The organism is Secundilactobacillus pentosiphilus, from assembly GCF_002217985.1.
Classification (GTDB): Bacteria; Bacillota; Bacilli; order Lactobacillales; family Lactobacillaceae; genus Secundilactobacillus; species Secundilactobacillus pentosiphilus.
Genome location: NZ_BCMI01000004.1, coordinates 77,212 through 100,044, shown reverse-complemented (window position 1 = coordinate 100,044; position 22,833 = coordinate 77,212). Strand labels below are relative to the sequence as shown.

21 protein-coding genes are annotated in these 22,833 nt (G+C 45.3%); 6 read left to right on the top strand and 15 right to left on the bottom strand.

The features are described from left to right. Positions 1 to 287: 287 nt before the first annotated feature. The gene (locus tag CES81_RS03110; RefSeq protein WP_089120638.1) at positions 288 to 1,010 is read right to left on the bottom strand and encodes a DUF4811 domain-containing protein; all 723 of its coding nucleotides are present in this window, start codon (positions 1,008 to 1,010) and stop codon (positions 288 to 290) included. Next, on the bottom strand, positions 1,007 to 2,491 hold the full coding sequence (locus CES81_RS03105; protein ID WP_089120637.1) for an MDR family MFS transporter: 1,485 nt from the start codon (positions 2,489 to 2,491) through the stop codon (positions 1,007 to 1,009). Before CES81_RS03105 ends, CES81_RS03110 begins: the two co-directional genes overlap by 4 nt. Positions 2,492 to 2,710: 219 nt before the next feature. Here CES81_RS03105 and CES81_RS03100 point away from each other — a divergent pair, with 219 nt between their 5' ends. Continuing rightward, complete coding sequence (locus tag CES81_RS03100) at positions 2,711 to 3,148, top strand: MerR family transcriptional regulator (RefSeq protein ID WP_225356335.1); 438 nt, start codon at positions 2,711 to 2,713, stop codon at positions 3,146 to 3,148. Positions 3,149 to 3,195: 47 nt separating this feature from the next. On the opposite strand, the gene CES81_RS03095 is transcribed toward CES81_RS03100, so the two are convergent. From CES81_RS03095 to CES81_RS03085, 3 genes are read right to left on the bottom strand one after another with little or no spacing between them, the layout of a single operon-like run. Then, positions 3,196 to 4,131 (bottom strand): DUF4097 family beta strand repeat-containing protein, encoded by a 936-nt coding sequence (locus CES81_RS03095; protein WP_089120636.1) that lies wholly within the window; start codon positions 4,129 to 4,131, stop codon positions 3,196 to 3,198. Next, complete coding sequence (locus CES81_RS03090) at positions 4,128 to 4,766, bottom strand: DUF1700 domain-containing protein (RefSeq protein ID WP_180949705.1); 639 nt, start codon at positions 4,764 to 4,766, stop codon at positions 4,128 to 4,130. The genes CES81_RS03095 and CES81_RS03090 overlap by 4 nt, the downstream gene beginning before the upstream one ends. Further along, positions 4,759 to 5,079 (bottom strand): PadR family transcriptional regulator, encoded by a 321-nt coding sequence (locus CES81_RS03085; RefSeq protein WP_089120634.1) that lies wholly within the window; start codon positions 5,077 to 5,079, stop codon positions 4,759 to 4,761. Before CES81_RS03085 ends, CES81_RS03090 begins: the two co-directional genes overlap by 8 nt. A 145-nt stretch (positions 5,080 to 5,224) precedes the next feature. Between CES81_RS03085 and CES81_RS03080 the strand changes: the two genes are divergently transcribed. Then, on the top strand, positions 5,225 to 5,659 hold the full coding sequence (locus CES81_RS03080; protein ID WP_089120633.1) for a pyridoxamine 5'-phosphate oxidase family protein: 435 nt from the start codon (positions 5,225 to 5,227) through the stop codon (positions 5,657 to 5,659). A 254-nt stretch (positions 5,660 to 5,913) separates the two neighbouring features. Here the strand turns inward: CES81_RS03080 and argD are convergent, their stop codons facing one another. The 4 genes from argD to argC are packed head-to-tail and all read right to left on the bottom strand — an operon-like array spanning position 5,914 to position 10,094. Beyond that, a complete protein-coding gene (argD, locus tag CES81_RS03070) occupies positions 5,914 to 7,056 on the bottom strand; it encodes an acetylornithine transaminase (RefSeq protein WP_089120631.1) in 1,143 nt (380 codons plus the stop codon). A 1-nt stretch (position 7,057) separates the two neighbouring features. Then, positions 7,058 to 7,801 (bottom strand): acetylglutamate kinase, encoded by a 744-nt coding sequence (gene argB / locus CES81_RS03065; protein ID WP_439951271.1) that lies wholly within the window; start codon positions 7,799 to 7,801, stop codon positions 7,058 to 7,060. 15 nt (positions 7,802 to 7,816) lie between these two features. Beyond that, on the bottom strand, positions 7,817 to 9,025 hold the full coding sequence (gene argJ, locus CES81_RS03060) for a bifunctional glutamate N-acetyltransferase/amino-acid acetyltransferase ArgJ (protein WP_089120629.1): 1,209 nt from the start codon (positions 9,023 to 9,025) through the stop codon (positions 7,817 to 7,819). Between the two features lie 31 nt (positions 9,026 to 9,056). Continuing rightward, positions 9,057 to 10,094, bottom strand: a complete 1,038-nt coding sequence (argC, locus tag CES81_RS03055) for an N-acetyl-gamma-glutamyl-phosphate reductase (protein WP_089120628.1) — start codon at positions 10,092 to 10,094, stop codon at positions 9,057 to 9,059. A 412-nt stretch (positions 10,095 to 10,506) separates the two neighbouring features. On the opposite strand from argC, the gene CES81_RS03050 reads away from it, so the two are divergent. Beyond that, the gene (locus CES81_RS03050; RefSeq protein WP_180949704.1) at positions 10,507 to 11,355 is read left to right on the top strand and encodes a helix-turn-helix domain-containing protein; all 849 of its coding nucleotides are present in this window, start codon (positions 10,507 to 10,509) and stop codon (positions 11,353 to 11,355) included. Between the two features lie 376 nt (positions 11,356 to 11,731). Here the strand turns inward: CES81_RS03050 and CES81_RS03045 are convergent, their stop codons facing one another. The 4 genes from CES81_RS03045 to CES81_RS03030 all read right to left on the bottom strand — a co-directional run bounded on the left by CES81_RS03045 (position 11,732) and on the right by CES81_RS03030 (position 16,537). Beyond that, on the bottom strand, positions 11,732 to 12,193 hold the full coding sequence (locus CES81_RS03045) for a universal stress protein (RefSeq protein WP_089088602.1): 462 nt from the start codon (positions 12,191 to 12,193) through the stop codon (positions 11,732 to 11,734). A 154-nt stretch (positions 12,194 to 12,347) separates the two neighbouring features. Then, positions 12,348 to 13,766, bottom strand: a complete 1,419-nt coding sequence (gene arcD, locus CES81_RS03040; RefSeq protein ID WP_089120627.1) for an arginine-ornithine antiporter — start codon at positions 13,764 to 13,766, stop codon at positions 12,348 to 12,350. A 319-nt stretch (positions 13,767 to 14,085) separates the two neighbouring features. Beyond that, positions 14,086 to 15,036 carry an N-acetylmuramoyl-L-alanine amidase gene (locus CES81_RS03035; RefSeq protein ID WP_089120626.1) on the bottom strand — a complete coding sequence of 317 codons (951 nt, stop codon included), beginning with the start codon at positions 15,034 to 15,036 and terminating at the stop codon, positions 14,086 to 14,088. Next, on the bottom strand, positions 15,029 to 16,537 hold the full coding sequence (locus tag CES81_RS03030; RefSeq protein WP_225356334.1) for a C39 family peptidase: 1,509 nt from the start codon (positions 16,535 to 16,537) through the stop codon (positions 15,029 to 15,031). Before CES81_RS03030 ends, CES81_RS03035 begins: the two co-directional genes overlap by 8 nt. Positions 16,538 to 17,375: 838 nt before the next feature. Here CES81_RS03030 and CES81_RS03025 point away from each other — a divergent pair. Beyond that, the gene (locus CES81_RS03025) at positions 17,376 to 18,191 is read left to right on the top strand and encodes a 2-keto-4-pentenoate hydratase (RefSeq protein ID WP_089120625.1); all 816 of its coding nucleotides are present in this window, start codon (positions 17,376 to 17,378) and stop codon (positions 18,189 to 18,191) included. 255 nt (positions 18,192 to 18,446) lie between these two features. On the opposite strand, the gene CES81_RS03020 is transcribed toward CES81_RS03025, so the two are convergent. Further along, entirely contained in the window at positions 18,447 to 19,616 is a 1,170-nt protein-coding gene (locus CES81_RS03020; RefSeq protein WP_089120624.1) for a pyridoxal phosphate-dependent aminotransferase, read from the bottom strand. Positions 19,617 to 20,124: 508 nt separating this feature from the next. Here CES81_RS03020 and CES81_RS03015 point away from each other — a divergent pair. Together CES81_RS03015 and CES81_RS03010 are read left to right on the top strand one after the other, a co-directional pair. Continuing rightward, positions 20,125 to 21,564 carry an amino acid ABC transporter substrate-binding protein/permease gene (locus tag CES81_RS03015; RefSeq protein WP_089120623.1) on the top strand — a complete coding sequence of 480 codons (1,440 nt, stop codon included), beginning with the start codon at positions 20,125 to 20,127 and terminating at the stop codon, positions 21,562 to 21,564. Further along, the gene (locus CES81_RS03010; RefSeq protein ID WP_089088608.1) at positions 21,561 to 22,304 is read left to right on the top strand and encodes an amino acid ABC transporter ATP-binding protein; all 744 of its coding nucleotides are present in this window, start codon (positions 21,561 to 21,563) and stop codon (positions 22,302 to 22,304) included. Before CES81_RS03015 ends, CES81_RS03010 begins: the two co-directional genes overlap by 4 nt. A 140-nt stretch (positions 22,305 to 22,444) precedes the next feature. Here the strand turns inward: CES81_RS03010 and CES81_RS03005 are convergent, their stop codons facing one another. Continuing rightward, positions 22,445 to 22,819, bottom strand: coding sequence for an iron-sulfur cluster biosynthesis family protein (locus tag CES81_RS03005; protein WP_089120622.1), 375 nt, complete (start codon positions 22,817 to 22,819; stop codon positions 22,445 to 22,447). Positions 22,820 to 22,833: the final 14 nt, after the last annotated feature.

The window sequence follows — 22,833 nt, the reverse complement described above, 5'->3', positions numbered from 1 at the left end:
GCAAGTACAACGTTGTGCTTTGCACACCCTTACATTAGCAAATCTGACCGGCTAAAAAAGCCTCAAAAATTAGAATTATTACAGGATTTTTCAATTGGCGTTTAAAAAAATAAGAACAATTTCGCAAGAATGCCACTATTGTAGGAGTTTATGGTTACATACGAAAATTCATTTTTAAAGGGTATAGTTCCCAAAAAATATGACAACTAAAAGGACCACCCTCCTCACTGGAAGAGTGGTCCCTTTGGTTTAATTAGCGTTTAAACAGTTTATATATCAGGCTTTGATTACTTTTGAACCTGAGCAATTAATTTCTTCATTGCTTGTGCTTGGAACTCAGCTGTCAATTGCTTCTGCAGTTTTGCCTGGTCAGCTTTAGACATAGTTGGGTTCTTCATCATCGCAGCTTGCATGCCCTTCATCACGAAGGCCTTACCCTGCTGCTTCAACTGTGCTTGATAGGCCTTGTTCTTCATTTGTTTTTGAAGCGCCTTAGATTGGGCAACTGACAAGACAAGCCAGTTCTTGTTGACTTCAATCTTGTTGGTCCGTTTAACGAACTTGTGATTTTCACCAGTGAAAGCAAACCAGAATTTGGCAGCGTTATTCTTGTAACGCCAACGGGTGACAGTAGTGGTCATTTGCGTTGTGCCATTGACTCTGCTCAACTTGTTTTTAGTATCGCTATTAGCCTGCGTATGCACCGGCTTCTTAGCAGCTTCACTATTCTTGTAAATATAAACTTGATGATTGTTCTTCGAGCCAATTGGCTGGTAAAGGATCATCGACATTTGCTTGTTAGGACTAACGGAATAGATTGTCTTAGTCGTACTTGTTGTGTACTGTTCCAAGCCATAATGATGTTGCCAGTTTTTAACGGCATAGACACTTGAGACGACTAATCCCAGTAGGGACAGAATCGTTAACGTGATACTGACAGCGTTGTTTTCAATATAGATGAAGAAAACAAACGCTAATACGGCAAATACGCCTAGTAAAATTAAGATCATTTGCTTTCACCCCCGTTTTTTGCAGTGTAATCACTTGCTTCTCCACGGTTCTTCATGAAGAGTGCGGTGATCACAGCCATGGCACAGAAGATGGCAGCCACGATGAAGGCAGCGTGATAGCCACTCAAAGTAGCGTTGATGGCGTGGTCCTTGTATGACAATGGATCAGTCTTCAATAAGTGCTTTGCTGGCATTCCATCCTTAGTCACGTTACTCAAAATACTGATCAGAATGGCGGTACCCACTGAACTGGCAATTTGACGCTGCGTGTTGTTCACGGCAGTCCCATGGCCAATCAAGTTAACGGGTAAAGCGTTCATCCCAACAGTAGTAGCAGGCATCATGGCCATCGAAATACCGAACATCCGCACGGCATAAAGAATCACGATGTAAGCTGTTGGTGTGTTTTTAGTAATGAAGATGAATGGAATTGAACCCAACGTTAAGAGCACCATTCCCATGATAGACAAACGCTTGGCACCATAACGGTCAACGGCTCGTCCAGTAATTGGACTCATGAAGGCCATCATCACCGCACCAAATAACAGGGTTAATCCGGAATGGAATGCTGACATCCCTTTAACGATTTGCAGGTACATTGGAATCACCATTTCAACACCCACCATGGCCATCATTGAGATTGAACTCAAAATAGCTGAAATCGTGAACGGTTTGGAACGGTAAACCCGCATTTCCAAGAAAGGATCGTCCATCTTGAGTTGACGCCAGATGAACAAACCAACGACAATCGCACCGACGATCAAGAAACTGATGACTTTAGTGCTGCCCCAGCCATCATCACCGACCGTTGAGAAGCCGTAGAGAACACTACCGAACCCAATCGTTGACAGGATAACTGAAAGGACATCGATGCCTTCCTTTTTGGTCTCCAAAACGGGATGCATCCAGAAAAAGCTGGCAATAATGACTAGCGCAAGAATTGGCAGCGTCATACCGAATAAATCACGCCAAGAGAAGTTATCAATGACCCATCCTGAAAGGGTAGGACCAATGGCAGGTGCCACACCGATAACGATTCCGGCAAGCCCCATGGCAGTCCCACGACGTTCCGGTGGGAAAACTGACAACATAATGGTTTGCAAAAGCGGCATAGTGACACCAACACCAAGGCCTTGAAGGATACGACCCGCTAACAGGATACCAAAGTTAGAGGTTGGTGCTGTATAAGCAACGAAGGTTCCAGCAAAGAAAACCGTCATTGCGACAATGTACAGCCACTTGGTATTAAAACGTGTACTTAGCCAAGCACTGATTGGGATCATGATCCCGTTGACCAGCATAAAGCCGGTAGTTAACCACTGAACGGTTGACGTTGAAACGTTGAACGCGTTCATTAAGGTTGGAAATGCTGTTGATAAAATAGTTTGGTTGAGGACCGTACAGAATGTACCGACCAGTAAGATAATGATCAATAACCCTCTGTTATAGGATTTCCCCTTTGTATCTACTGCGTTACCCACTAATTAAAACCTTCTTTTCTATAACTTGCTTTTTAAACGACTGTCCACTACTATAATAACTTGAAAGGTATTTGTCAACTATCTTGACAAATTTATTTGATTATATATACTAGTCATTATGAAATCGGATAGGCACGTTATTAAATATAACAACTCGAATCCTATTCTTATAGGAAAGAAAACCGTTACAATAAGTATTTGATGAGAAGAGGAATAAATTTGAACACTGAGGAACACGATGCGTTTGCGACTTTCTCGAAGAAAGTTAACTGGCATTTGGGTATCGGCGACGTCTCTGCGGCAACTGGTGTATCGCAGAGCCAACTAAGATACTGGGAACAAAAGGGCTATATTAGCAGTGAGAAAGTGAATGGTCAAAACCGAAAATATTCATATGAGACGTTAATTCGAGTTTTCATGATCAACAATTACATTCAACAAGGATTCACCCTAGGCGCCGCCGAGAAAAAGGCGGCAGCACACCGAGAAACGATGGAACTCTTGAAGCGGTCAATGGTCGATCGTTTTCAAGGGATCAGCAAGATCGACGGCTACCCCGCCATTAATTTAGGCTTTGTGGATGACCAGCAGACCGAGATCCTCTACCTGGTCGTTAAGGAAGACCGGACGGATGTTAAGATTGTTGAACAGGATTAAGGTTTTCAAAAAAGGATTTTCCAGATGACTGGAAAATCCTTTTTTGTTTAACGAGTGACTGTTACATCGCCAGCCGAAGAATTAAGCTCAAACGACTGCCCATTAGTTTTAACTTTACCGTAACGATGCCGGTTCTTACCATAAATGCTGGTATCACCATCAGAACTATTCGCGTGAATGACGATGCCAGCTCGAGGAATAATCCGAGCGGTAATATCACCGTCAGCGGTATTCGCCGTCAACGTATCCTTCACCGACTGATCCTCCAGATATAAATCACCGTCGGAACTCGTGACACTGAGGTTCTGCCAGTGATTATTGCTGAGATAAACCTCACCATCATCTGAATGGAGGCGGCTATCAGCCTTATCAAAATGACTATTGCGAATCGTGATGTCACCCGATGAATCAATATTTAATCCGCGGTCGAAAGTGACACCATTCATTGTAATATCACCATAATTCTGATGCGGCATGTTCATCTCCTTGGTGACCGTCGTATTTTCAAGATTCAAATTACCATAACCGTTACTGCTCAAGTTTTTAACGGTTAAATCAGTGACGTGCAAACTCATTTCGCCACGATTATCAATGGTTTTGATTTGGGTTTTCTTTGGCACCGTAACGTCGATTGTTTGCGAACCGTTATCAATACTAAAATCACCAAACATGAAGTGGGTCCTGGAGTGGCCGGAAATGGTGAGTGCATGACCAGAAAGATGCGTTTTAATTTGATTACTCTTTTGTGCATGCACCGCGACTTTAGCAACGTTGCCCCGGTGGATGGCAATTGGACCGTAGTTGGAACCCTCAATATTAATGGTATCAACGTTTTTGATTTTCCGTGAATACGAAGTGCTTTGGTCGGTTTTAAGGCCATTGTCCCAGTAGATAGACTTGATCCCCCCCTGTCCAATACCAATAGCCAGCATGATACCGCCAATGATCAAGATAATGATCCCCGTAATAAACGTCTTTTTCATTTGTGGTCACGCTCCTTTTCCGCTTGATTCTTAGACTTTAGTTTACCGTATAACCAGCGACTGGCCGATAACGTCACGTGAATGGCACCACTAATCAGCCACTTAAACGCTGGAATAAGGGCAACGAAAAGTCCGATCACGCACAACCCAGCGCCAACGTATACCAAGCCAGTCGACATCGACTGCGCCATAATGCCAACACCAACACCAAACACAAAGATACCAGCAACCGCAAGGGAGAGAATCGTGACTACGAGAGCAAAAACAATCGCTGCGGCCCCCACTAATAAGCCAAACAAGGTTGCCAAAACGCCAATTGCTAACGGGATCGTCAGTGGTGTGGATAGGATGGCTAAGACAATCAGCCAAATCGTTTTGACCTGCGTTTTCGATTGCGCTGCCCGGCTACGCATGGTCTGCCCTTCCTTTTCCGGTGCATCCAATAGCCGAATTGAATAATCAGCTAATACTTTACGCGCCAGCTGACGCGGTGAACCTAATTCTTCAACGCTAGCCTCATAACTCTCAAAGCCACCGTCCGCTAAGTATTCAGAATAGAAGCTCACAACTTCCTCCAGCTCAGCATCACTCAACTGATTCAGATAACCTTTAAACTCCTCGATGTATTTATCCATGATTGATTTCATCCCCTAACATTGAATCAATGCCTAACTTGAAGTTTTTCCACTCGCCTTGAATGGTTGCCAACCGTTCTTTGCCGTCTGCTGTAATCTGATAGTAACGACGATTACGCCCCTGATATGGTTCATCATAAGTTGTTAACCAGCCGTTTTTCTTCAGCCGACGCAAAACCGGATACATCGTCGACTCGGAAACTTTGATGGCTTGCTGAACCCGCTGCGTTAGTGCATAACCGTAATAATCCTGCTGTGCTAAGATCGCCAGCACGCTGCCATCTAATAGTTCGGAACTCACTTGAATGGCCACATCGTTTACCTCCCACAATATTATATGACATATAATATGATTTCAAAGATAGTGTACAGGAATCCCGCAAGCTTGTCAATTTAAAACTGATTGATTTTAACGAAAGCGCTATAATAGAAACAGCAAACTTCTAGGAGGAATTATCATGACCACAAAAGAAACCTATACTAACGTTCTGGAGAACGCGACTAACCTGGCTGTAGCAACCGAATCACTAGCTGGTCACACCCCAAACGTGCGGACCGTGAACTTTCTTTATTTTCCAAATGAATCAGAAAACACCGTGTACTTTGCAACATCTAAGAATACGGACAAAGTTAAGGAACTAGCTGCCAACGGCAAGATTTCTTTTACAACTACCCCAATGTCACCACAAGATGCCAGCACCGTCCGTGTCACTGGTGCTGATACGAAGATGGTCAACGACCGTCGCAGTGAACTCTTTGAGGCAATGGATAAGAAATACGCCAGCTTCAAAATGTTTGATCAACAGGCTCGCGACAACATGAACGTTTACGCTGTCACCTTTAAAGAAGCAGAAGTTTTTGGTCACGGTACCGACAAGCTGACCTTTAACTAAATTCTAGTAAAAAAAATACGGGGCTGTGACTTAAGTCTATATCGATAAGAATTCCAGTTAATTTCTTAACTAAAGCACAGCTTAAAATGTATGCTGGTTCAATACTGGAATATAGCCTTAGCCTGCTCCACAACTCAGATTCCGGCCATATAATGCCAAAATGCACCATCCCAATAAAAACCATTGGGATGGTGCATTTTGGCATTATATTCTGGAATCTACCGAGTTGTGTCGCACCCTCGCATTTTTTTGCTCTAATTTTCATCTAACGTCTGATAAATGGTCTGAATACCACTTAATAAATCCGATTTACTCATTACTAGTGGTGGTAACAGCCGCAACGTATTACCAACCGCGGGAAGAGTCAACAATCCCTTCTGGTGCAGCGTCTTGATCACGTTGTTGACGGGCAGATCATCCGTTAAGTGAATCCCGATCATTAGGCCGCGACCACTAACTGACTTAACCACTTTTAAATCTTCAAAGTGATCTAACTGCTCCCAGACCGCTGCAGCCTTCTCCTGAACATCGTCTAGAAACGCTGGCGTCAATTGTGTCAAGACAGCTTGGGCAGCTGCCATCGTTAATGGATTACCAGCAAAGGTCGACCCGTGAGAACCTGGGCCAAAAGCCGGTCCTAAGTTGGCTTTCCCAATCATAGCACCAACCGGAAGTCCATTCGCTAAAGCCTTGGCCGACGTTACGATGTCAGGATCCAAGCCGACACCCTGATAAGCAAATTTATAGCCCGTCCGGCCGATCCCCGTTTGAACTTCATCCACGATGAGCAGCGTATGCGTCGCCTGACACTTATCCTGAACCGCGTGCAGCCAGTCTTGGTCACCCACGATCACGCCGCCTTCACCCTGAATCACTTCAAGGATAACAGCCGCAAGGTCATCCGTAATGGCATCTAAAGCTGCTTCGTCGTTGTAGTCCGCAAAACTAATGTCTGGAACTAACGGTGCAAACCCTTCTTTAATATGGTCATTGCCAGTCAAAGACATCGAACCGTACGTCCGGCCGTGAAATGAGTGGTTAAACGACAAGACCTTTGATTTGCCTGTGGCTTTACGTGCCAGCTTCAGAGCCGCTTCGTTAGCCTCAGTTCCGGAATTGGCAAAGAAAACTAATTTATCCTCGTCGCCAACTAACAGTTCAGCAACTGCTTCCTGCAGGTGGTTTTGATACAAGTTGGAAATGTGCCATATTTTGGTCATCTGAACACTCACGGCATTTTGAATCTTAGCGTTTTGGTAGCCAAAATTGCAAACCCCGATACCCGAGGTAAAGTCTAAGTAGTCCTGACCTTGATCGTCTGTCACAACGACACCATTGCCAGAAATCGGTTCAAAATCAAACCGGTCATAAGTTGGAAATACGTGTGTCATACTCATTTCAATCGTTTGCCTCCATTTTTAAAGTTGTTCCTGGATGGGTCAACTGGTCAGTGATGCGTACCGCTTGAACACCAGCGTGGACCGCTCTCACTGCCGCCGACAGCTTTGGCTGCATCCCATCCGTAATGACCTTTTCTTCTATTAAGTGCGGCAAATCCTGCGGGATCATCGCAGAGATCACTTTGCCATCCTTTAGAACGCCAGGAACGTCCGTCAGCAAATATAGCTGGCTGGCTTTCAGCACCCGCGCAACGTCCGCTGCCGCAGTATCGGCATTAACGTTCAGCCAGTCGCCATCCGGTGTCAGTGCCAGTGGTGCCAAAACACCGATCTGACCGTTTAAGAGCTTCGATAAGGCCAGTTCATTCACACCGGTAATACAACCAACGGCACCGTACGTTGCACGATCCACGTACGTGCCAATCAGCATCTGCTGATCAGACGCGTTCAGCCCAATTGCAACCAAACCCTCATGTGCCAACCGCATTAATAACGCCGGCTGGGTATTTCCCAGCAGCACCATTTTGGTAAGGGCTAAGGTTTGTTCATCCGTCACTCGAATACCGTTTTTCTTATGCGTTGGAATATGCATCTTGGCTGACAGCTGAGAAATCTGCGGACCGCCACCGTGAATCAATAACACTTTTTTACCGGCTTGATGCCATTGACGCAACTGTTCGAAGAACTCGCTGTTCAGTTTTGAAATGGCGTTGCCGCCGATTTTTACAATGATAAGATTCACGATTTACGCTCCTTTTTAAGTATGATAGCTGGCATTAATTTTGACGTAGTTATAGGTCAGATCACAGCCCCAGGCTTGACCTGAAGCCGATCCAACGTGCAAGTTGACGTCAATCTCAATTTTACTTGACCCCATACTATCACTTGCGGCCTTCTCATCAAAGGATAACCCTAAACTATCTTGAACCATCTTGATGCCGTTGACTTCAATATCAACGTGATCAATATCAACGTGGGCGTTAGTCATCCCAATCGTTGAAATGATCCGGCCCCAGTTAGGATCCTGCCCGAAGATGGCCGCCTTAACTAGGTTTGACCCAACGATTGCCTTGGCAACTTCTTGGCCTTCAAGGTCGTTGAACGCGCCGTTGACGTTGCATTCAACCAGCTTAGTTGCGCCTTCACCATCAGCTGCGATCTGCTTAGCCAGTTCCTGAAGGACCAGGTGCAAGCCAGCTTGGAAAATGCCAAAGTCAGCATCATCGGTACTGGTTAGCTTGGGTGCACCGGCCATCCCGTTAGCCATCACCACGACCATGTCATTGGTTGAAGTATCGCCGTCAACGGTAATTTGGTTAAAGGTAGTATCAACGTTGTGACTGAGCGTTTCCTGCAGCAGTTCGCCGTCAATTCCAGCATCCGTTGTGATAAACCCTAACATGGTGGCCATCTTAGGGTGAATCATGCCCGAGCCTTTAGCAAACCCAGTGATTGTTACCTTTTTGCCGCCCATTTCGATCTGAACACAAGCCTGTTTGGACTTCTTATCCGTCGTCAGGACCGCCTTGGTCACGTTGTCATCTTGGTGGGGACTTAATTGGTTGATCCCGTCAGTCACCTTATCCATTGGCAGCTGCGAGCCAATCAATCCCGTAGAAGCAACACCGACTAAGTTTGTATCAATCCCTAGTTTTTGACTCATCAGCTGCTGTTCAGTCAGCGCGTTTTTTTCACCCTGCTTACCCGTACACGAATTGGCACAGGCACTGTTTAAGACCACTGCCTGAAGCACGTGATCTTGATTGATCGTGTTTTTGGTCAGCTTCGTTGGCGCCGCCTGAAATTTATTGGTGGTATACGTCCCCGCTGCGCTCGCTGGCACTTCTGAAACCAAGTAGCCAAAATCTAACTTATCAGTCGTTCCAATACCCACTTCGATGCCGTCATTGTAATAGCCCGTAGGCCACTGAAAATTTGTTAATTTAACATCATTCATTTTTATCATACAAATTCTTCCTTCTCATTTAGCAATTCAGTTATACAAATGCTGGTAATGTCGGTAACCCAGTCGTTTCAGCCTGACCCATCAAGTGGTTAAAGTTTTGGACGGCCTGACCGGCTGCACCCTTCATCAAATTATCGATGACACTGATCACCATCACAGTTTGAGTGACGGGGTTGTACACAACGCCAATGTCGCAGTTGTTAGTGCCAACAACTTCTTTCAAATCTGGTGTCGTTCCGTCCAATACGTTGACGAAAGTAGAATCGGCATAATCCTGATTGAAGGCAGCCATTAATTGCGCTTGGTCAACACCTGGCTTAACTTTGGCATAAATACTGGCCATTAAACCCGTCGTCAGCGGTAATAAAGTGGTACTGAATTGAATGGCATTGACTACATTGTTCCACTTTTTCAGCTGCGCCACGATCTCTGGGATATGTTTGTGGGTGTTTAGCCCATAAAGTTGGAGGTTATCACTGGCTTCCGTGAAGTGGGTGATTCCGGTCAACTTTTTACCCGCACCTGAAGTCCCGGACTTCGCGTCAACCACGATGGTATCGGGATCAATCAAGTCGTCTTGAACCATGGGTGCTAATCCGAGCAGCGTCGCCGTCGCGTAGCAGCCCGGGTTAGCAATGTAAGACGTTCCCGGCTGATAGAAATCAGCTAGGCTGTACGTTGCTTTTTGCAAGTGCTCAGCTGGTGCTGCCGGCTTGTGGTACCACTTCTCGTACTCTGCTGGATCTGGTAATCGATAATCCCCCGATAAATCGATAACCGGAAAATCAGCATCAATAAAGTCACCAGCTAATTGACTAGAAACCCCAGCGGAAGTTGCAAAAAAGACTGCTGTGTTATTTGCCATAATTTGCTGCGGATCAAATTTTTGAATCTTGATGTGCTGTCCGTGAAAACCTGGAATCAATTGATCGAGATAGCGGACCTCACCATCTTTCCCTTCATCTTGATGTCCATATAAATTAATTTGGTCGATTGCCGGGTGCTTAGCGAGTAACGTATAAAGTACTGTCCCGCTGTAGCCGGTAACGCCTACTATCGCAACGTCCATTGGTTTCACCTCACAAATTTTTAATCTTGTTTCGTATGCGTTCTACTATAGGCTCATCATTCAAAAAATGCAATATTTTTTACTGAATTTATCAAAAATAAGCTTATTTATGTATATTAATAGCATTTTAAGGCCTTATATGCATTGAGTTTTGAATAGTTCCAACCCAAAATAAGGGTCAGTGCTCTTGCACTGGCCCTCTTTCATTAAATTATTCGTAACGTTTGCTGATAACATCTCTTTTAATTTTAATTAATGACCAGCTTCGATTTTATCTTCGCTATTTCAGTTAATTAAACACTTTAAATGGTGGCGTATCACTAACCAATTAGATTATGTCGCAGTCAGGCATTAGCGCTATATAAAATATCTGGTATAATATATTCAAATACTAGATACGGGATGATCGATCATGAATATTGAACGTTTTATCAAAGCCCGTAAGGCGATGGGATTGTCACAGGCAGAACTCTGTGATGGTATCTGTACGCAAGCGACGCTAAGTAAATTTGAAAATTCTGGCAAGGCACCTGCGATTCGCATTTTGACGCAGCTTTGTGCCCGTTTAAATTTGACTCTTGACGATGTCTTTCCGGTTAATCCACCCGCTCAATCAAAAGCTAATCAGCTCTTGGATCGTGCTGAATACAAACTGATCACCAGCGAGTACGACAGTGCCAACAATGACCTCGATCAGGTTGATTTTGATAACCTTTCCGTTCACGGTCAAATGCAGTATTACTTTGTTAAAGGTTATTTGTCAGCGTTACTGGAAAAACCGATTGCTGATACCTTGTACTACTTTAACTTAATTCTTAATGACCTAGATGACACCCACAGCACCATTTTTACGCAGCTGGCTTACACTGGCAGCGGAATTGCCTACGGTCATAACAACGAAAATCAAAAGAGTGAATTTTTCTTCCAGAAAGTCTTTGACGGTTTACACACCTTACCATTAACCGACAACAAGGCAATCTGGCGGGCTCTCAATATGGTCTTCTACACCGCGGAGTACTTTGCCCAGGTTAAAGACTATAAAACCAGTGACTCACTTTTACAGTACGGTTATGAGATCTGTGCCAACAATCACGTCACTTATTATTCAGCCCGCATCTGCTTCCGCCGTGCTCAAAACGCCATTGCAGAAGGTAAAAGTAGTGATGCTATCATGGAAATGATCAACGATGCTAAAGCTTTTGCCCGGATGAATAACAATCAGAAACTATTGGAACAAATTGAAAATACTGAACTTAAATGAATGTAAACAGCCGCGTTCCCTTATTGGGAGCGCGGCTGTTTTGTTCGTATGAGATTTTCGCACGTTGCTTTTACCTAGCTGAAACGTGCTCCTCAACGCAAAGACCTATGTATAAGAGTGTCCCACCATAAATTCAAACCCGGGATGCCTCTTTGCTTTTACCTAGCCGAAACGTGCTCCTCAACGCAAAGACCTATGTATAAGGGCGCCCCATAAATCCAAACCCGGGATTGACGCCTCTTTGCTTTTACCTAGCCGAAACGTGCTCCTCAACGCAAAGACCTATGTATAAGGACGCCCCACCATAAATCCAAACCCGGGATTTATGGTGGGGCGTCCTTATACTCCGGTCTTTAACCGCGTTGTTCCGCACTCTTTACTTTACAATAATCACCGACACCTTAGCTTCTCTCATGATTTCACCCGCAACGTGGCCAATTCTCAAATTGCCCCGGCGCTTATGCGAACCCAATAATACTAGGTCGGGTTTGAAATCCGGAATGATTTCTTCCAAAATGACCCGTTCCGGTTTACCCTCACCAATCAGTGGTTTAACTTCTTTTACGCCAAACGCCTTAGCCTTGCTGACATAAGTATTCAAGTCATGATAGATATCATCTCTGCGCGATTTGATCACATCCGGTGATAGCGTTTGGAAAATATTCATGTCACCAGTTTCCATCACCGATACAATACCCAGCGGTATTTCGAATGTCCGAGCCAACGTGCAAGCATAGTTGAACGCCTTACGTGACGACTCATCATCGTCATCATCCACGGCTAACAGCAACCGTTTGTAAGTCATTACTTCTGCGTCAAAATCGTCTTCTGTAAGCATAAAATCCTCCTAATTAATTACACATTTGATTCCTTTTCCCAAGAATAACTATAACATTCGTGGGCCGGAAGACAAGCCTAAATTTAGGATAGCCAAACTATTTATCTATTATTTATAGATTTTGGACTAACTAGCGTTAACAGGTGAACTAAACTTACAGATTGATTCGACCCATGATCATCAATGCCACGGTGATCACCGCACCACTCACAATTAACACTGAAGCTGACCACTCTAGCCGGTTCAAATACTGGCCGGTATTTTGCTTCAACGTTAAGGCGTACAGAATAATACCCGGTACGTAAACCACCAAACAGATAAACAAGTACTGCAGACCCGACAAGGTAATCACTACTAGTTGGAACATCAGGGCCGCCACACCGATCAGCAGCTGCAGCCGGTTCCCCTTCTGGCCGCGATTTTGCCATGAGTATTTGATTTGGTAAGCCGCAACAATGGCGTAGCAAACCACAATTGAAGCCGTACACAGACTGTACGCAAATTCATAAGCCCTCTCCGCAAAAACCAGAACGATCATGAAGACTTGCACCATACTAGCGGTCGTAATCAAGGCAAGGGTCGGCGCACCGTGCTTGTTCTTTTTAGCAAAACCTTTAGGGATCAATCCCTGTTCAGCCATCATCCCGAGCGTTTCCGCCGGCAACATGGTCCAAGACAGCCAGGCGCCTAAGATGGAGACCAAAATACCAATACTAATAAAGCTGCCGCCCCACTGACCCACCATTTTCTCAAAAATAAAGACCATCGCGGGCTGTTTCATCTGGACCAGCTCAGCACGAGACAGGTACCCGTAAGGTAAGATCGATGCCAGCGCATAAATGAAAAGCAGGCAGCTAACACCGATCAGCGTGGCACGCCCCGCGATTTTACGGCTTTTAGCCCGCGAAGCCATTATTGTGGCCCCTTCGATCCCAACAAACACGAACATCATGATCATTAAACTACTTTTGATCTGCGGTGCAATGGCACCCAGCGTCAGGATACCCCTAAAGTTACCCCAAAATTGAGTGGTAAAAATATGCCCGTTAAATAACACAATGGCCACGACAATAAACGTAAAGATGGGGATCAATTTACAGACGGTAATGATGGTATTCATTAACGTGGCACTTTCCACCCCGTGGTTAACTAACAGTGTCAGTAACCAGGCAATGACGCTTGCTACCAAAATTGACAGCGGACTGTTCCCCCGCTGAAAAATTGGAAAAAAATACCCTAGCGTACTCATAAAGACGGTGGCAAAAGCCACGTTGCCTAACCAAGCCGACATCCAGTAGCCCCAGCCGCTGATGAAACCGACAAAGGGACCGAACCCCGCTTTGCCATAAGCAAAAATACCCTCTAAATCAGAACGCTTATTCAGTAAATTATTTAAACAGGCCGCTAACATTAAAATACCGAAACCAACGATCGCCCAGGAAATTAGTGCAGCCCCCGGAGCAGCAGCAATTGCCAGATCACTGCTCAAGGCAAAAATGCCGGAACCAATCGCGGTCGTTATCACTAAAGCAGTAAGTGAAACACCATTGATTTTGTGAGACTGCGATGCCATAGGATTTCCCTCATTTCTTGGAGCGCTTGATTGTATATCATATACATTCGCTCTTTTTTTATAATCTTAGTTTACCTGAGTAAAGTTAACAAACTATGGGGAAACTATGAAAATTTTTCGGTGTTACTATTTTTATATTTATGAAAATATCTCAAATCGGTTTAAATGGCCTGCTATCAGCCTTTATTCGATCTTTTCGTAATTTTAAACTGCATATATACTGTATGTCAAATTCGATCGCTCAGCTTACCTTGCTGCCAAACAAAAACGTGCTGAGAAACGACATATCGTCATTTTCAGCACGTTTGTTAATCATTCATCACTTTTTCACATACCCAATTCGATGTCCATACCAGATCTGCCAAAATAAATCACCGGTCTTTTGGACGGTTAACTCGCCTGATACATCACTAGTCTGCAGGCCAGCCAGTTCATCCGAGATCACGTATTGTTCTCCCGGTTGTAAAATGTCAATCGCAGGTGCACCGGGTTGGGTTGATCCGTATAAGCCGATTTGATGTGCTACCTTTAAGCTTGGCCGTTGAACACCGGTTACTTGGTCTTCCTTGAGCCAGCCGAGCTGCCCGCTAAAATTAATGGCGATCCAGTCTCCATCCTTAGCTGCACAAACAAACGCCTGACCGTAGCTAACACGATGCGAGAGCGGCTCTGACTGTTTGCCAATCAAACCGCTCTGAAACGTCGGTCGCTGAAATAGATCCGCGTAAGGCCTGGTAATTTCCACCGCGTGGCCAATGTTTACCGGCAGCTTAGGCTTGGAAACAACCCCCAGCTGCCGAAACAAAGCCTCCCAGTCAAAATACCAGCCAGGATCCCGATGCATCGCCGGTTCAGCGGCTTGAGTCGGGGCAGCCACATTGTCGTGACCCAGCAAATGAGCCCGATCTAGCGGAATATGATACTGAGTTGACCACTCTAGAATCTGGGCGGCTAGTGTGTACAGCATCGGTTGGGTAAAGCTAGCCGGTTGCTCAACATAAGCTTCCTGCTCAATACCCAGTGACCGGCAGTTCATGTCCCAGTTGCCGGCATGCCAGGCAACGTTTTGAGGTGCCACCATTGCCGTCCGATACCCATCACGCTGGCGAATAACAACGTGAGCACTGACTTGGTTCGGCGTTTGAAACCGCGCAATGGTATCATGATAGCTTAACTCAGTGGCATGGATAATGATATAACGAATTCTAACATCATTTGGCCGGTCGGCAACTGTATAATTACCTGCCATTGCAGCCTTAAAATCAGTCATTATGATCTGTCAACGAAATGGTACCCACAAGCGTGGGTGCCACCATTCTGATCACGTAAACCGTCAGCGTGGTTGCATCAGGATGCACTTGCTTAATTTCAGCCAAGTCAAGCTTGATTCGACCCTCTTCGTCGACATCAGCATAGTCAAAATGCTTTTGAGCAGTAGTTTCAAACTGACCGCCGTCGTCCAAGGTATAGGCAATCGTCGCTGTCCGTTGGTCAAAAGTATCGGTCTGCTTGATCATGTCAGGCGTCATCGCGATGGTTTCATCTGCCAACTGCACCGTAAAAGCGGTTCGCTCATCATTTGCGATCAGTGATACCGTCTCCCGGCTAGGCTGCATCAGCCGCTCATAACCGTGATAGTTACCGCCAATCATATAAGCCATTCGAGAATGCCATGCTTCGCTGAACTGATCAAGCCGGTAGAGCCGTTTAGCATCTTCATTATTGTCCGCGTAAGAATCATTGACCGCGACATAGTCGACCCCGTTCAAGTTGGTAAAACCGGTCACGAGTAACAAATGACCAGTCGTGTCCCCCATTGCATTTTCAACGTAGGGCAGCTCACCATTATCCGGATCGTTGGTATATTGAACACTCACGCCCACTGGATAACCGGCTAAGATTTGCCGCCGAAGACCATCCAGACTGGTATAGGCAATATAAGCACGGTAGCCCATGCTGCCGGCCGCAGCCATACTAAACGACCAGTTACCAAAACCATTGTAAGTTTTATCAAAATTATGCAATGCCAATTCTTCGGGTAGAATATCGGCATTTTGCCGGTTAACTGCCATGGAGACGGTAGTCGGGCTGCAAATCCCCGGTGCCAGTTTAGGATCACGGATCTCCTGAGAGTACGCTGGGGTCGCAATAACGCGATCAACCGAAACGGCGTGCTTGTCCACCATCAAATCATGGTGAATCGGCTTCACACTAGCCGCAACTAGTTTAAGCACTGGTGTCTGCTGTGGGTCTCCAGTATACAGATGGACCCGCAGCTGTGCCTGGGTTCCCGCACCAGCTTTAACCGTTAGCGTATCCGTATCAATACCGGCAAGGGGATCTTCTTTATCCTGTTTCACACTGGCGCTCAAGGCTTTAGTTGACCAGCGCCCCCAACTATGCCAAGCAGACCAGCGGCCATCCTGATTTATCCGCGCTTCTACTTGAACGCTAGTCTTTTTGGGTGTTAACGCGTTCCACGAAGCGACTAAGTTTTTAAACTGCGGCAAGTCAAAAACCGGCGTGGTCAAGCTGCCTTCACCCACATATTCATTATCATTTTGTTCCAGTACTAAAGCTGTTTTATCAGCTGCTGCTAAGGTTAAATGATCGGTAAACTCACTTAAATCGATTGCAGAAAAATCCTCAAAAACCCTCGTATTCGGTCTTTTGGCCGGCGCTTGAACGGTATTATCTCGTTTATAGTACAGGGCTAGTAAACCGGCAGCTAACCCAATTGTAGTGCCAAATAGAAATTTTGATAGTTTCACAGTTTTACCCCCGCTTTAATCGTCAATTAATTTATTTACAGTAATTATTCTGAATGTGTCCAAAGTATACCATACTGTTCCAGATGTGTTCATCCATCACTTTAGTGAATCTTTTCATCAGGTTTGCTTTTAACACATTAGAGAATCGTGTACTTCTAGAAATTATTTTAATGTTTTTCACATTTTAGTGTTGACAATCCCCAATACAGGGTGTAGATTAATGTCAATCATTAAATTCAGATGAAAAGCGTTGACGAGAAACATCAACTCCACTTCGGATATAGAGAGTTGCCGGCAGGTGAAAGGCAATGACGGGTGGACGCGATGATCATCTCTGAGCTGTGTGCCGAACCGGCTAGACCGTAGTAGAACACATTGGGGTGCACCCATTATCGTGCCAAGCGTATCGCATTTATGCCGTACGTGAGAGGTAATTTCAGTAATGAGATTATAAACTAAGGTGGTACCACGTGAAAGCGTCCTTAATCGCAAGCAGATTGCGGTCAAGGACGCTTTTTCGTTCCCTGAATTTAAAATACAAAATTAAAGGTGGTGAGGACAATTGGAAGTTGGCATTAAGAGCTCAGATGATAGCGACATTCAGATTACACATATTATCAGATTTTCAAGCGCAAATGAAGTGCAATTTCTCATTGAACCCACCGATCCTGGGCGGGTCACACATACGTTTTACTAGCTTTCTTAACACATAACGTACTCTATCAGTTTCACATAGGTCCATCACATATCGTGTCAGCACACATATTATCAACACATATTGTTTCAGCACATAGTTTCAATCGATCACATATTAAACATAATTTTGGAGGTCTCGCCCATGAGTGAACAAGTATTAAGCAAACAAACATTATCAGAAAAAGAAGCTAAGTTAGCACAGGATCTTTACACCGCATACAAGACACGCAAACCACTTAAAGAAGCTGATTATACCGGTCTAGCAGACAGTGAAGACGCAGCTTACCGCGTTCAGCGTCAGCTAACAGCGGATAAGAACGAAGCCGTTGGCGGCTACAAAGTATCCCTGACCAGCAAACAGACCCAGGATATGTTCGAATCCGACTGCCCGCTATACGGTGCTCAAGTTAAGAGCCACTTTGTTAAATCACCGCACAACGTTAAGGCTAGTGACGTCATGGATCCACTAGCCGAAGTTGAAATGATGTTCACCGCTAAAGAAGACCTTTCAGCCAACGATTCACTAGAAGACCTTTTCCATAAAACCACCGTGGCACCGGCCGTTGAAGTCCCTGACTCACGGTTCAGCGACTGGTTCCCAAGCCTCTCCAAATACATGGTCATGGCCGATGCAGCCGTTGGCGGTTACGTGGTCTACGGTGAAGAAAACGATGCGGACCGGCTATTTGAGAAGCCGGAGGATCTCGCTAATGTCTCCTGCGAACTCTTCCACGACGGCAAAAAGCTAAAGGATGGCCAAGCTTCTGAAGTCCTTGGCAACCCGCTTAACTCGCTGCAGTGGCTAGTCCAAAAACTAGACGAACAAGGTATGCCGCTAAAGGCAGGCCAGCGGGTTTCAAGCGGTACCTTCCTACTCCCTGAATCCCTGACTGAAGGTGACTGGAAAGCCACGTTTGACAAGGGTATGGGAGCCGTACTGCTACACGTCGAACGTTAAAATTTTGAAAAAAGCTACTACTATATTAGAAGAATCCTAGCAACTAATTTAGATTCACTTAATACGGTGTCTTCCTGGTTAAACTAACGGCCAGGAGACACCGTATTTTTTTGTGTTAATTTCAGCTAGCCTAAACCTGTGCGACTCGGCACGCCCCTGCCATATAAGGGAAAGAAGCGGTGTTCCAGGAAAACCACCTGGAACACCGCTTCTTTCCCTTATATTCTGGGGCAAAACGCCTCGTCTTACACTCTCTCAAAACAGCCCCAACTTCCCAATCCGCTCACAAGCTTCCGTGAACCTGGGTTCATCAATCAGCAGGCCAACCCTGACGTAACCCTCGCCGCTCTTGCCAAAACCATTACCAGGTGCAACGGCGACCGCCGCCTTATCTAACAAAACGTCGGCAAATTGCTCACTGGTATACCCCTTGGGAACGGGCATCCAGGCGTAGAACGCCCCGCCTGAAGGATACGGTTCCCAACCGATCTTACGAGCAGCAGCGTAAAAATCATCGCGTCGCTTTTGATACAGTGCCACCAGTGATTTAACGGATGACTGGTCACTGTTCAGTGCCGCAACCGCGGCATCCTGAATCGCGGGAAAAACTGACACGAAGAGGTGATCTTGAATCAAGTTGATTGCTTCAATCATATCGGCATTACCCACGGCAAAGCCGATCCGCCAGCCGGCCATGTTATACGATTTTGACAAGGTGTAAGTTTCGATGCCAACGTCCTTTGCACCAGGCGTTTGCATGAAGCTGACCGGGCGTTTGCCATTAAACCCAATGGCACCGTAAGCAAAGTCCTGAACCACGCCAATGTGATGTTCTTTAGCAAACTGAACCGTCTCCTCATAGAATTTTGGTGTTGCCACCGCGCCAGTCGGATTATGCGGGTAGTTAAGGTACATTAACTTGGCCCGTTCAACCACTTTCGGGTCTAACTGCTGATAGTCGGGTAAATACTGGTTAGCTGATGACAGTGACATAAGCTCCAGTTTAACTTGCGCTAAAGCGACACCTGAAAGGTAATCCGGATAACCCGGATCCGGCAGCAACATGGTATCGCCAGGGTTTAATAACGCAAACGGCAGCTCCACCAGACCAATCTTAGACCCGCCAAGAATCGCCACTTCCTTTTCCGGATCAAGTGTCACGCCGTATTCACGTTTGTAGAAATCAGCGGCTGCCTGCTTTAACCGCGGCATGCCGCGAAACTGTGAGTACTTATGGTCGGTTGGATCAGCGGTTGCTTGCTGCATGGCCTTCACAATAAAATCAGGCGTTGGCTGGTCGGGATTACCCTGACCTAAATTGATCACGTCTGCACCAGACGCTGCTTTAGCGTTAACTTTAGCTACTAAACTAGCGAAAAACTGCTTTGGTAAATGCTGCAACACTTTAGATTCTTCAAACTTCAAACCAAATTCCTCCTCAAAAATAACCTATGTATTATCCGTGTTATGGATCAACACCTTAAAGGGCACCAAAGCCCCATTAGAATTTAATTAAAACACAATTAAGATACGGTTGCAAATACAGTTAACCCAGGTAATTTAGCCTTTCATGTGAGAAATAATAACTTATTATAGCGAGCTCTTCGAGATTTTGTCGGCTTAACATTAGATAATAATTATAAAAATGAGAAGTATTCCTCATAATAATTTTAATGCTCAACTAACCAAATCAATTTTATACGTATATTTATAAGGATAATGCATAAGAACTTTAACGTTGCTTTATCAACGAAGACGCTAATGTGGTGCTCTATGTTAATAGTTAACTGGCCGGCAACATTCCAAAAAATGAATTATTTTTCAGATTTTTCAATTTATTTTCTGAAATAGCCTTAACATTCTATTATTTTACTGTTATTATATTCTCATTAACTGATGTTAGGCTTTATTACATATACCGAGGAGGAATAACATGAAACGTCACTTTATCAGGATTATAAGTGGTTTGGCCGCTTTGTTCGCACTGCTTGTGACACTAGGTTTAGGTGCCGCACCGGCAAAAGCGGAGGCAACTTATCAAATAGCGACTGATTCTACTTTCCCGCCATTTGAGTTTGCCAACAATAAAAACAAATATGTTGGGATCGATATTGATTTAATGCATGCCATTGCAAAAGATCAGGGGTTTAAAGTCAATATGAAGCCAACCAGCTTTAACTCCGCCGTGCAAAGCGTTCAATCTGGCCAATCAGATGGTGTCATTGCCGGCATGTCGATCACCAAGGAACGTGAAGCGACTTTCGACTTTTCAAAGCCCTACTTCATGTCAGGTGTGGTGATGGCAGCCAAGCCCAACGGCAAGATCACTAAGCTCAGTCAGTTGCGTGGTAAGCGGGTTGCCGTTAAAACCGGTACTTCAGGCGCTCAATACGCACAAAGTATTCATAAAAAGTACGGCTTCAGAATTGTCACGTTTGATGAATCCAACGATATGTATCAGGATGTCTTAACCGGCAACTCGGCTGCCTGTTTTGAAGATTCTCCAGTAATGAAATACGCCGTTCGGCAAGGAACCAAACTTAAAATCTACACAAAGCCAACTTTGAACGGTCCCTATGGTTTTGGTGTTAAAAAGGGCCACAATAAGAAGCTCCTGCGGATGTTCAATAACGGACTCGCCGACTTAAAGGCTAACGGTGAATATGCCCGAATCACCAGACGCTATCTCGGTGCAAAGGGCAGTTCTGATACCACTTCTGACCGAACCTTTATGGGACTGATCAAACAAAACAAGGGGGCTTTGATAAGCGGATTCAAGCAAACAGTTTGGCTGACCGTTGTCGCCATTTTCTTCGCCACCCTGTTTGGGGTCATTGTTGGGCTGCTAGGCGTCGTGCCGAACAAGTTTTTCAACGGCCTATCCACGACTTTAATTTACATTTTCCGTGGCTTACCGCTGCTAGTGCTCGCCCTATTCATTTACACTGGGATTCCGAGCCTGACTGGCCAGAAGATCCCCGCCTTTATCGCCGGGATCATTACCCTGATGTTTAACGAAGGTGCCTACATTGCCGCCTTTGTTAAAGGCGGTATCAACGCGGTCGATGATGGCCAGATGGAAGCGGCCCGCAGCTTGGGCCTGCCATTTGGCAAAGCCATGCGGCGTGTCATCCTTCCTCAGGGAATCCGAATCATGATTCCATCATTTATCAACCAATTCATCATTACCTTAAAAGATACCTCGATCCTATCGATTATCGGGATCATTGAGCTGACCCAAACCGGGAAGATTATCATCGCCCGCAACTTGGAAGGGTTCAAAGTTTGGACGATCGTCGCCATTATTTACCTGATCGTCATTACCCTGTTAACGTGGCTATCTAACTGGGTTCAAAGGAGAGTGCGGTTATGAACGAAAAAATCAAAGTAAAAGTACACAATTTAATTAAGACTTTCGGCGATAACCAGGTTCTAAAGGGTATCAACCTGGAAGTTCACGATAACGAAGTGGTGGTCGTTATCGGACCATCTGGTTCTGGGAAAAGTACTTTTCTGCGCAACCTAAACCGGTTAGAAGCGCCCACCAGCGGTTCCATTGTCATTGACGACATGGACATTGCAGATCCGAAAGCTAATATCAATAAGATCCGTGAAAACATTGGCATGGTCTTCCAACACTTCAACCTCTTCAGTAACTTATCCGTCAGTGAAAACATCATGCTGGCTCCCGTTGAATTAAAGAAGGCATCCAAAGAAAAAGCTGCTGCACAAGCTAAGAAATTACTGGCACAGGTTGGTCTGGAATCTAAATATAACGCCACCGTTCAATCGCTTTCAGGCGGGCAGCAGCAACGTGTCGCCATCGCCCGTGCCCTAGCCATGAACCCGGATGTCATGCTGTTTGACGAACCAACGTCAGCACTTGATCCCGAAATGGTCGGCGATGTCCTAGCAGTTATGAAACAACTGGCAAAACAGGGGATGACCATGATCGTTGTCACCCACGAAATGGGCTTCGCTAAAGAAGTGGCCGACCGTGTTGTCTTCGTTGAAGACGGCAATATTCAAGAACAGGGTACCCCAGATGAAATCTTCAACCACCCGAAGGACCCGCGGCTGCAAAGCTTCTTGGATAAAGTACTAAACGTCTAACTTAACCCACTCATTGAATCCCAAAATTTAATATTAATAAACGCCACCTCAATATTGAGGTGGCGTTTATTAATTAGTCAAGAAGTTGCCTAATTTTCCTAATCAGAATAGACTCCTTTTACTGATTCTTGATCAGGCTTTTATTCTCTGGCTGCAGCAACCGTTTCTGGATGATCTAAAATCTCCACGTTAGTATCAACGACACCGGCAGCTGTTTTTAAAGTGATCAGCCCAAACTTATTCAGATTAAGTTCAGGGGCTTCGTTGACAAAATTATCCGCGTACCCTTTAATCAAGACAGGACCTAACGGACTAGCCAGCGTTTCATCATAAATCGCGTCAACGGCTTGTTGGTCAACTACTAGAAAACGGAAGCTAACGTCCAGTGAGCAGACACCGACTTTCGAATAGGCCCCGACACCATCGTCAAAGTCTAAAATCAGCTGTTCGTTACCATTCGTCAGGTGGTTTTGCAATCGTGTTTGAACCTCTTGACTCATTTGAAGAGTGGTCATATCATTTCCCCCTT

Excerpts from the sequence above, each read along its gene's own strand:
- CES81_RS03025 (WP_089120625.1), top strand. The coding sequence starts at position 17,376 with ATGAGTGAACAAGTATTAAGCAAACAAACATTATCAGAAAAAGAAGCT.
- argC (WP_089120628.1), bottom strand. The coding sequence starts at position 10,094 with ATGGACGTTGCGATAGTAGGCGTTACCGGCTACAGCGGGACAGTACTT.
- CES81_RS03045 (WP_089088602.1), bottom strand. The coding sequence starts at position 12,193 with ATGCTTACAGAAGACGATTTTGACGCAGAAGTAATGACTTACAAACGG.
- CES81_RS03035 (WP_089120626.1), bottom strand. The coding sequence starts at position 15,036 with ATGACTGATTTTAAGGCTGCAATGGCAGGTAATTATACAGTTGCCGAC.
- CES81_RS03015 (WP_089120623.1), top strand. The coding sequence starts at position 20,125 with ATGAAACGTCACTTTATCAGGATTATAAGTGGTTTGGCCGCTTTGTTC.
- arcD (WP_089120627.1), bottom strand. The coding sequence starts at position 13,766 with ATGGCATCGCAGTCTCACAAAATCAATGGTGTTTCACTTACTGCTTTA.
- CES81_RS03010 (WP_089088608.1), top strand. The coding sequence starts at position 21,561 with ATGAACGAAAAAATCAAAGTAAAAGTACACAATTTAATTAAGACTTTC.
- CES81_RS03080 (WP_089120633.1), top strand. The coding sequence starts at position 5,225 with ATGACCACAAAAGAAACCTATACTAACGTTCTGGAGAACGCGACTAAC.
- CES81_RS03090 (WP_180949705.1), bottom strand. The coding sequence starts at position 4,766 with ATGGATAAATACATCGAGGAGTTTAAAGGTTATCTGAATCAGTTGAGT.
- CES81_RS03050 (WP_180949704.1), top strand. The coding sequence starts at position 10,507 with ATGAATATTGAACGTTTTATCAAAGCCCGTAAGGCGATGGGATTGTCA.
- CES81_RS03005 (WP_089120622.1), bottom strand. The coding sequence starts at position 22,819 with ATGACCACTCTTCAAATGAGTCAAGAGGTTCAAACACGATTGCAAAAC.
- CES81_RS03095 (WP_089120636.1), bottom strand. The coding sequence starts at position 4,131 with ATGAAAAAGACGTTTATTACGGGGATCATTATCTTGATCATTGGCGGT.
- argJ (WP_089120629.1), bottom strand. The coding sequence starts at position 9,025 with ATGATAAAAATGAATGATGTTAAATTAACAAATTTTCAGTGGCCTACG.
- CES81_RS03110 (WP_089120638.1), bottom strand. The coding sequence starts at position 1,010 with ATGATCTTAATTTTACTAGGCGTATTTGCCGTATTAGCGTTTGTTTTC.
- argD (WP_089120631.1), bottom strand. The coding sequence starts at position 7,056 with ATGAGTATGACACACGTATTTCCAACTTATGACCGGTTTGATTTTGAA.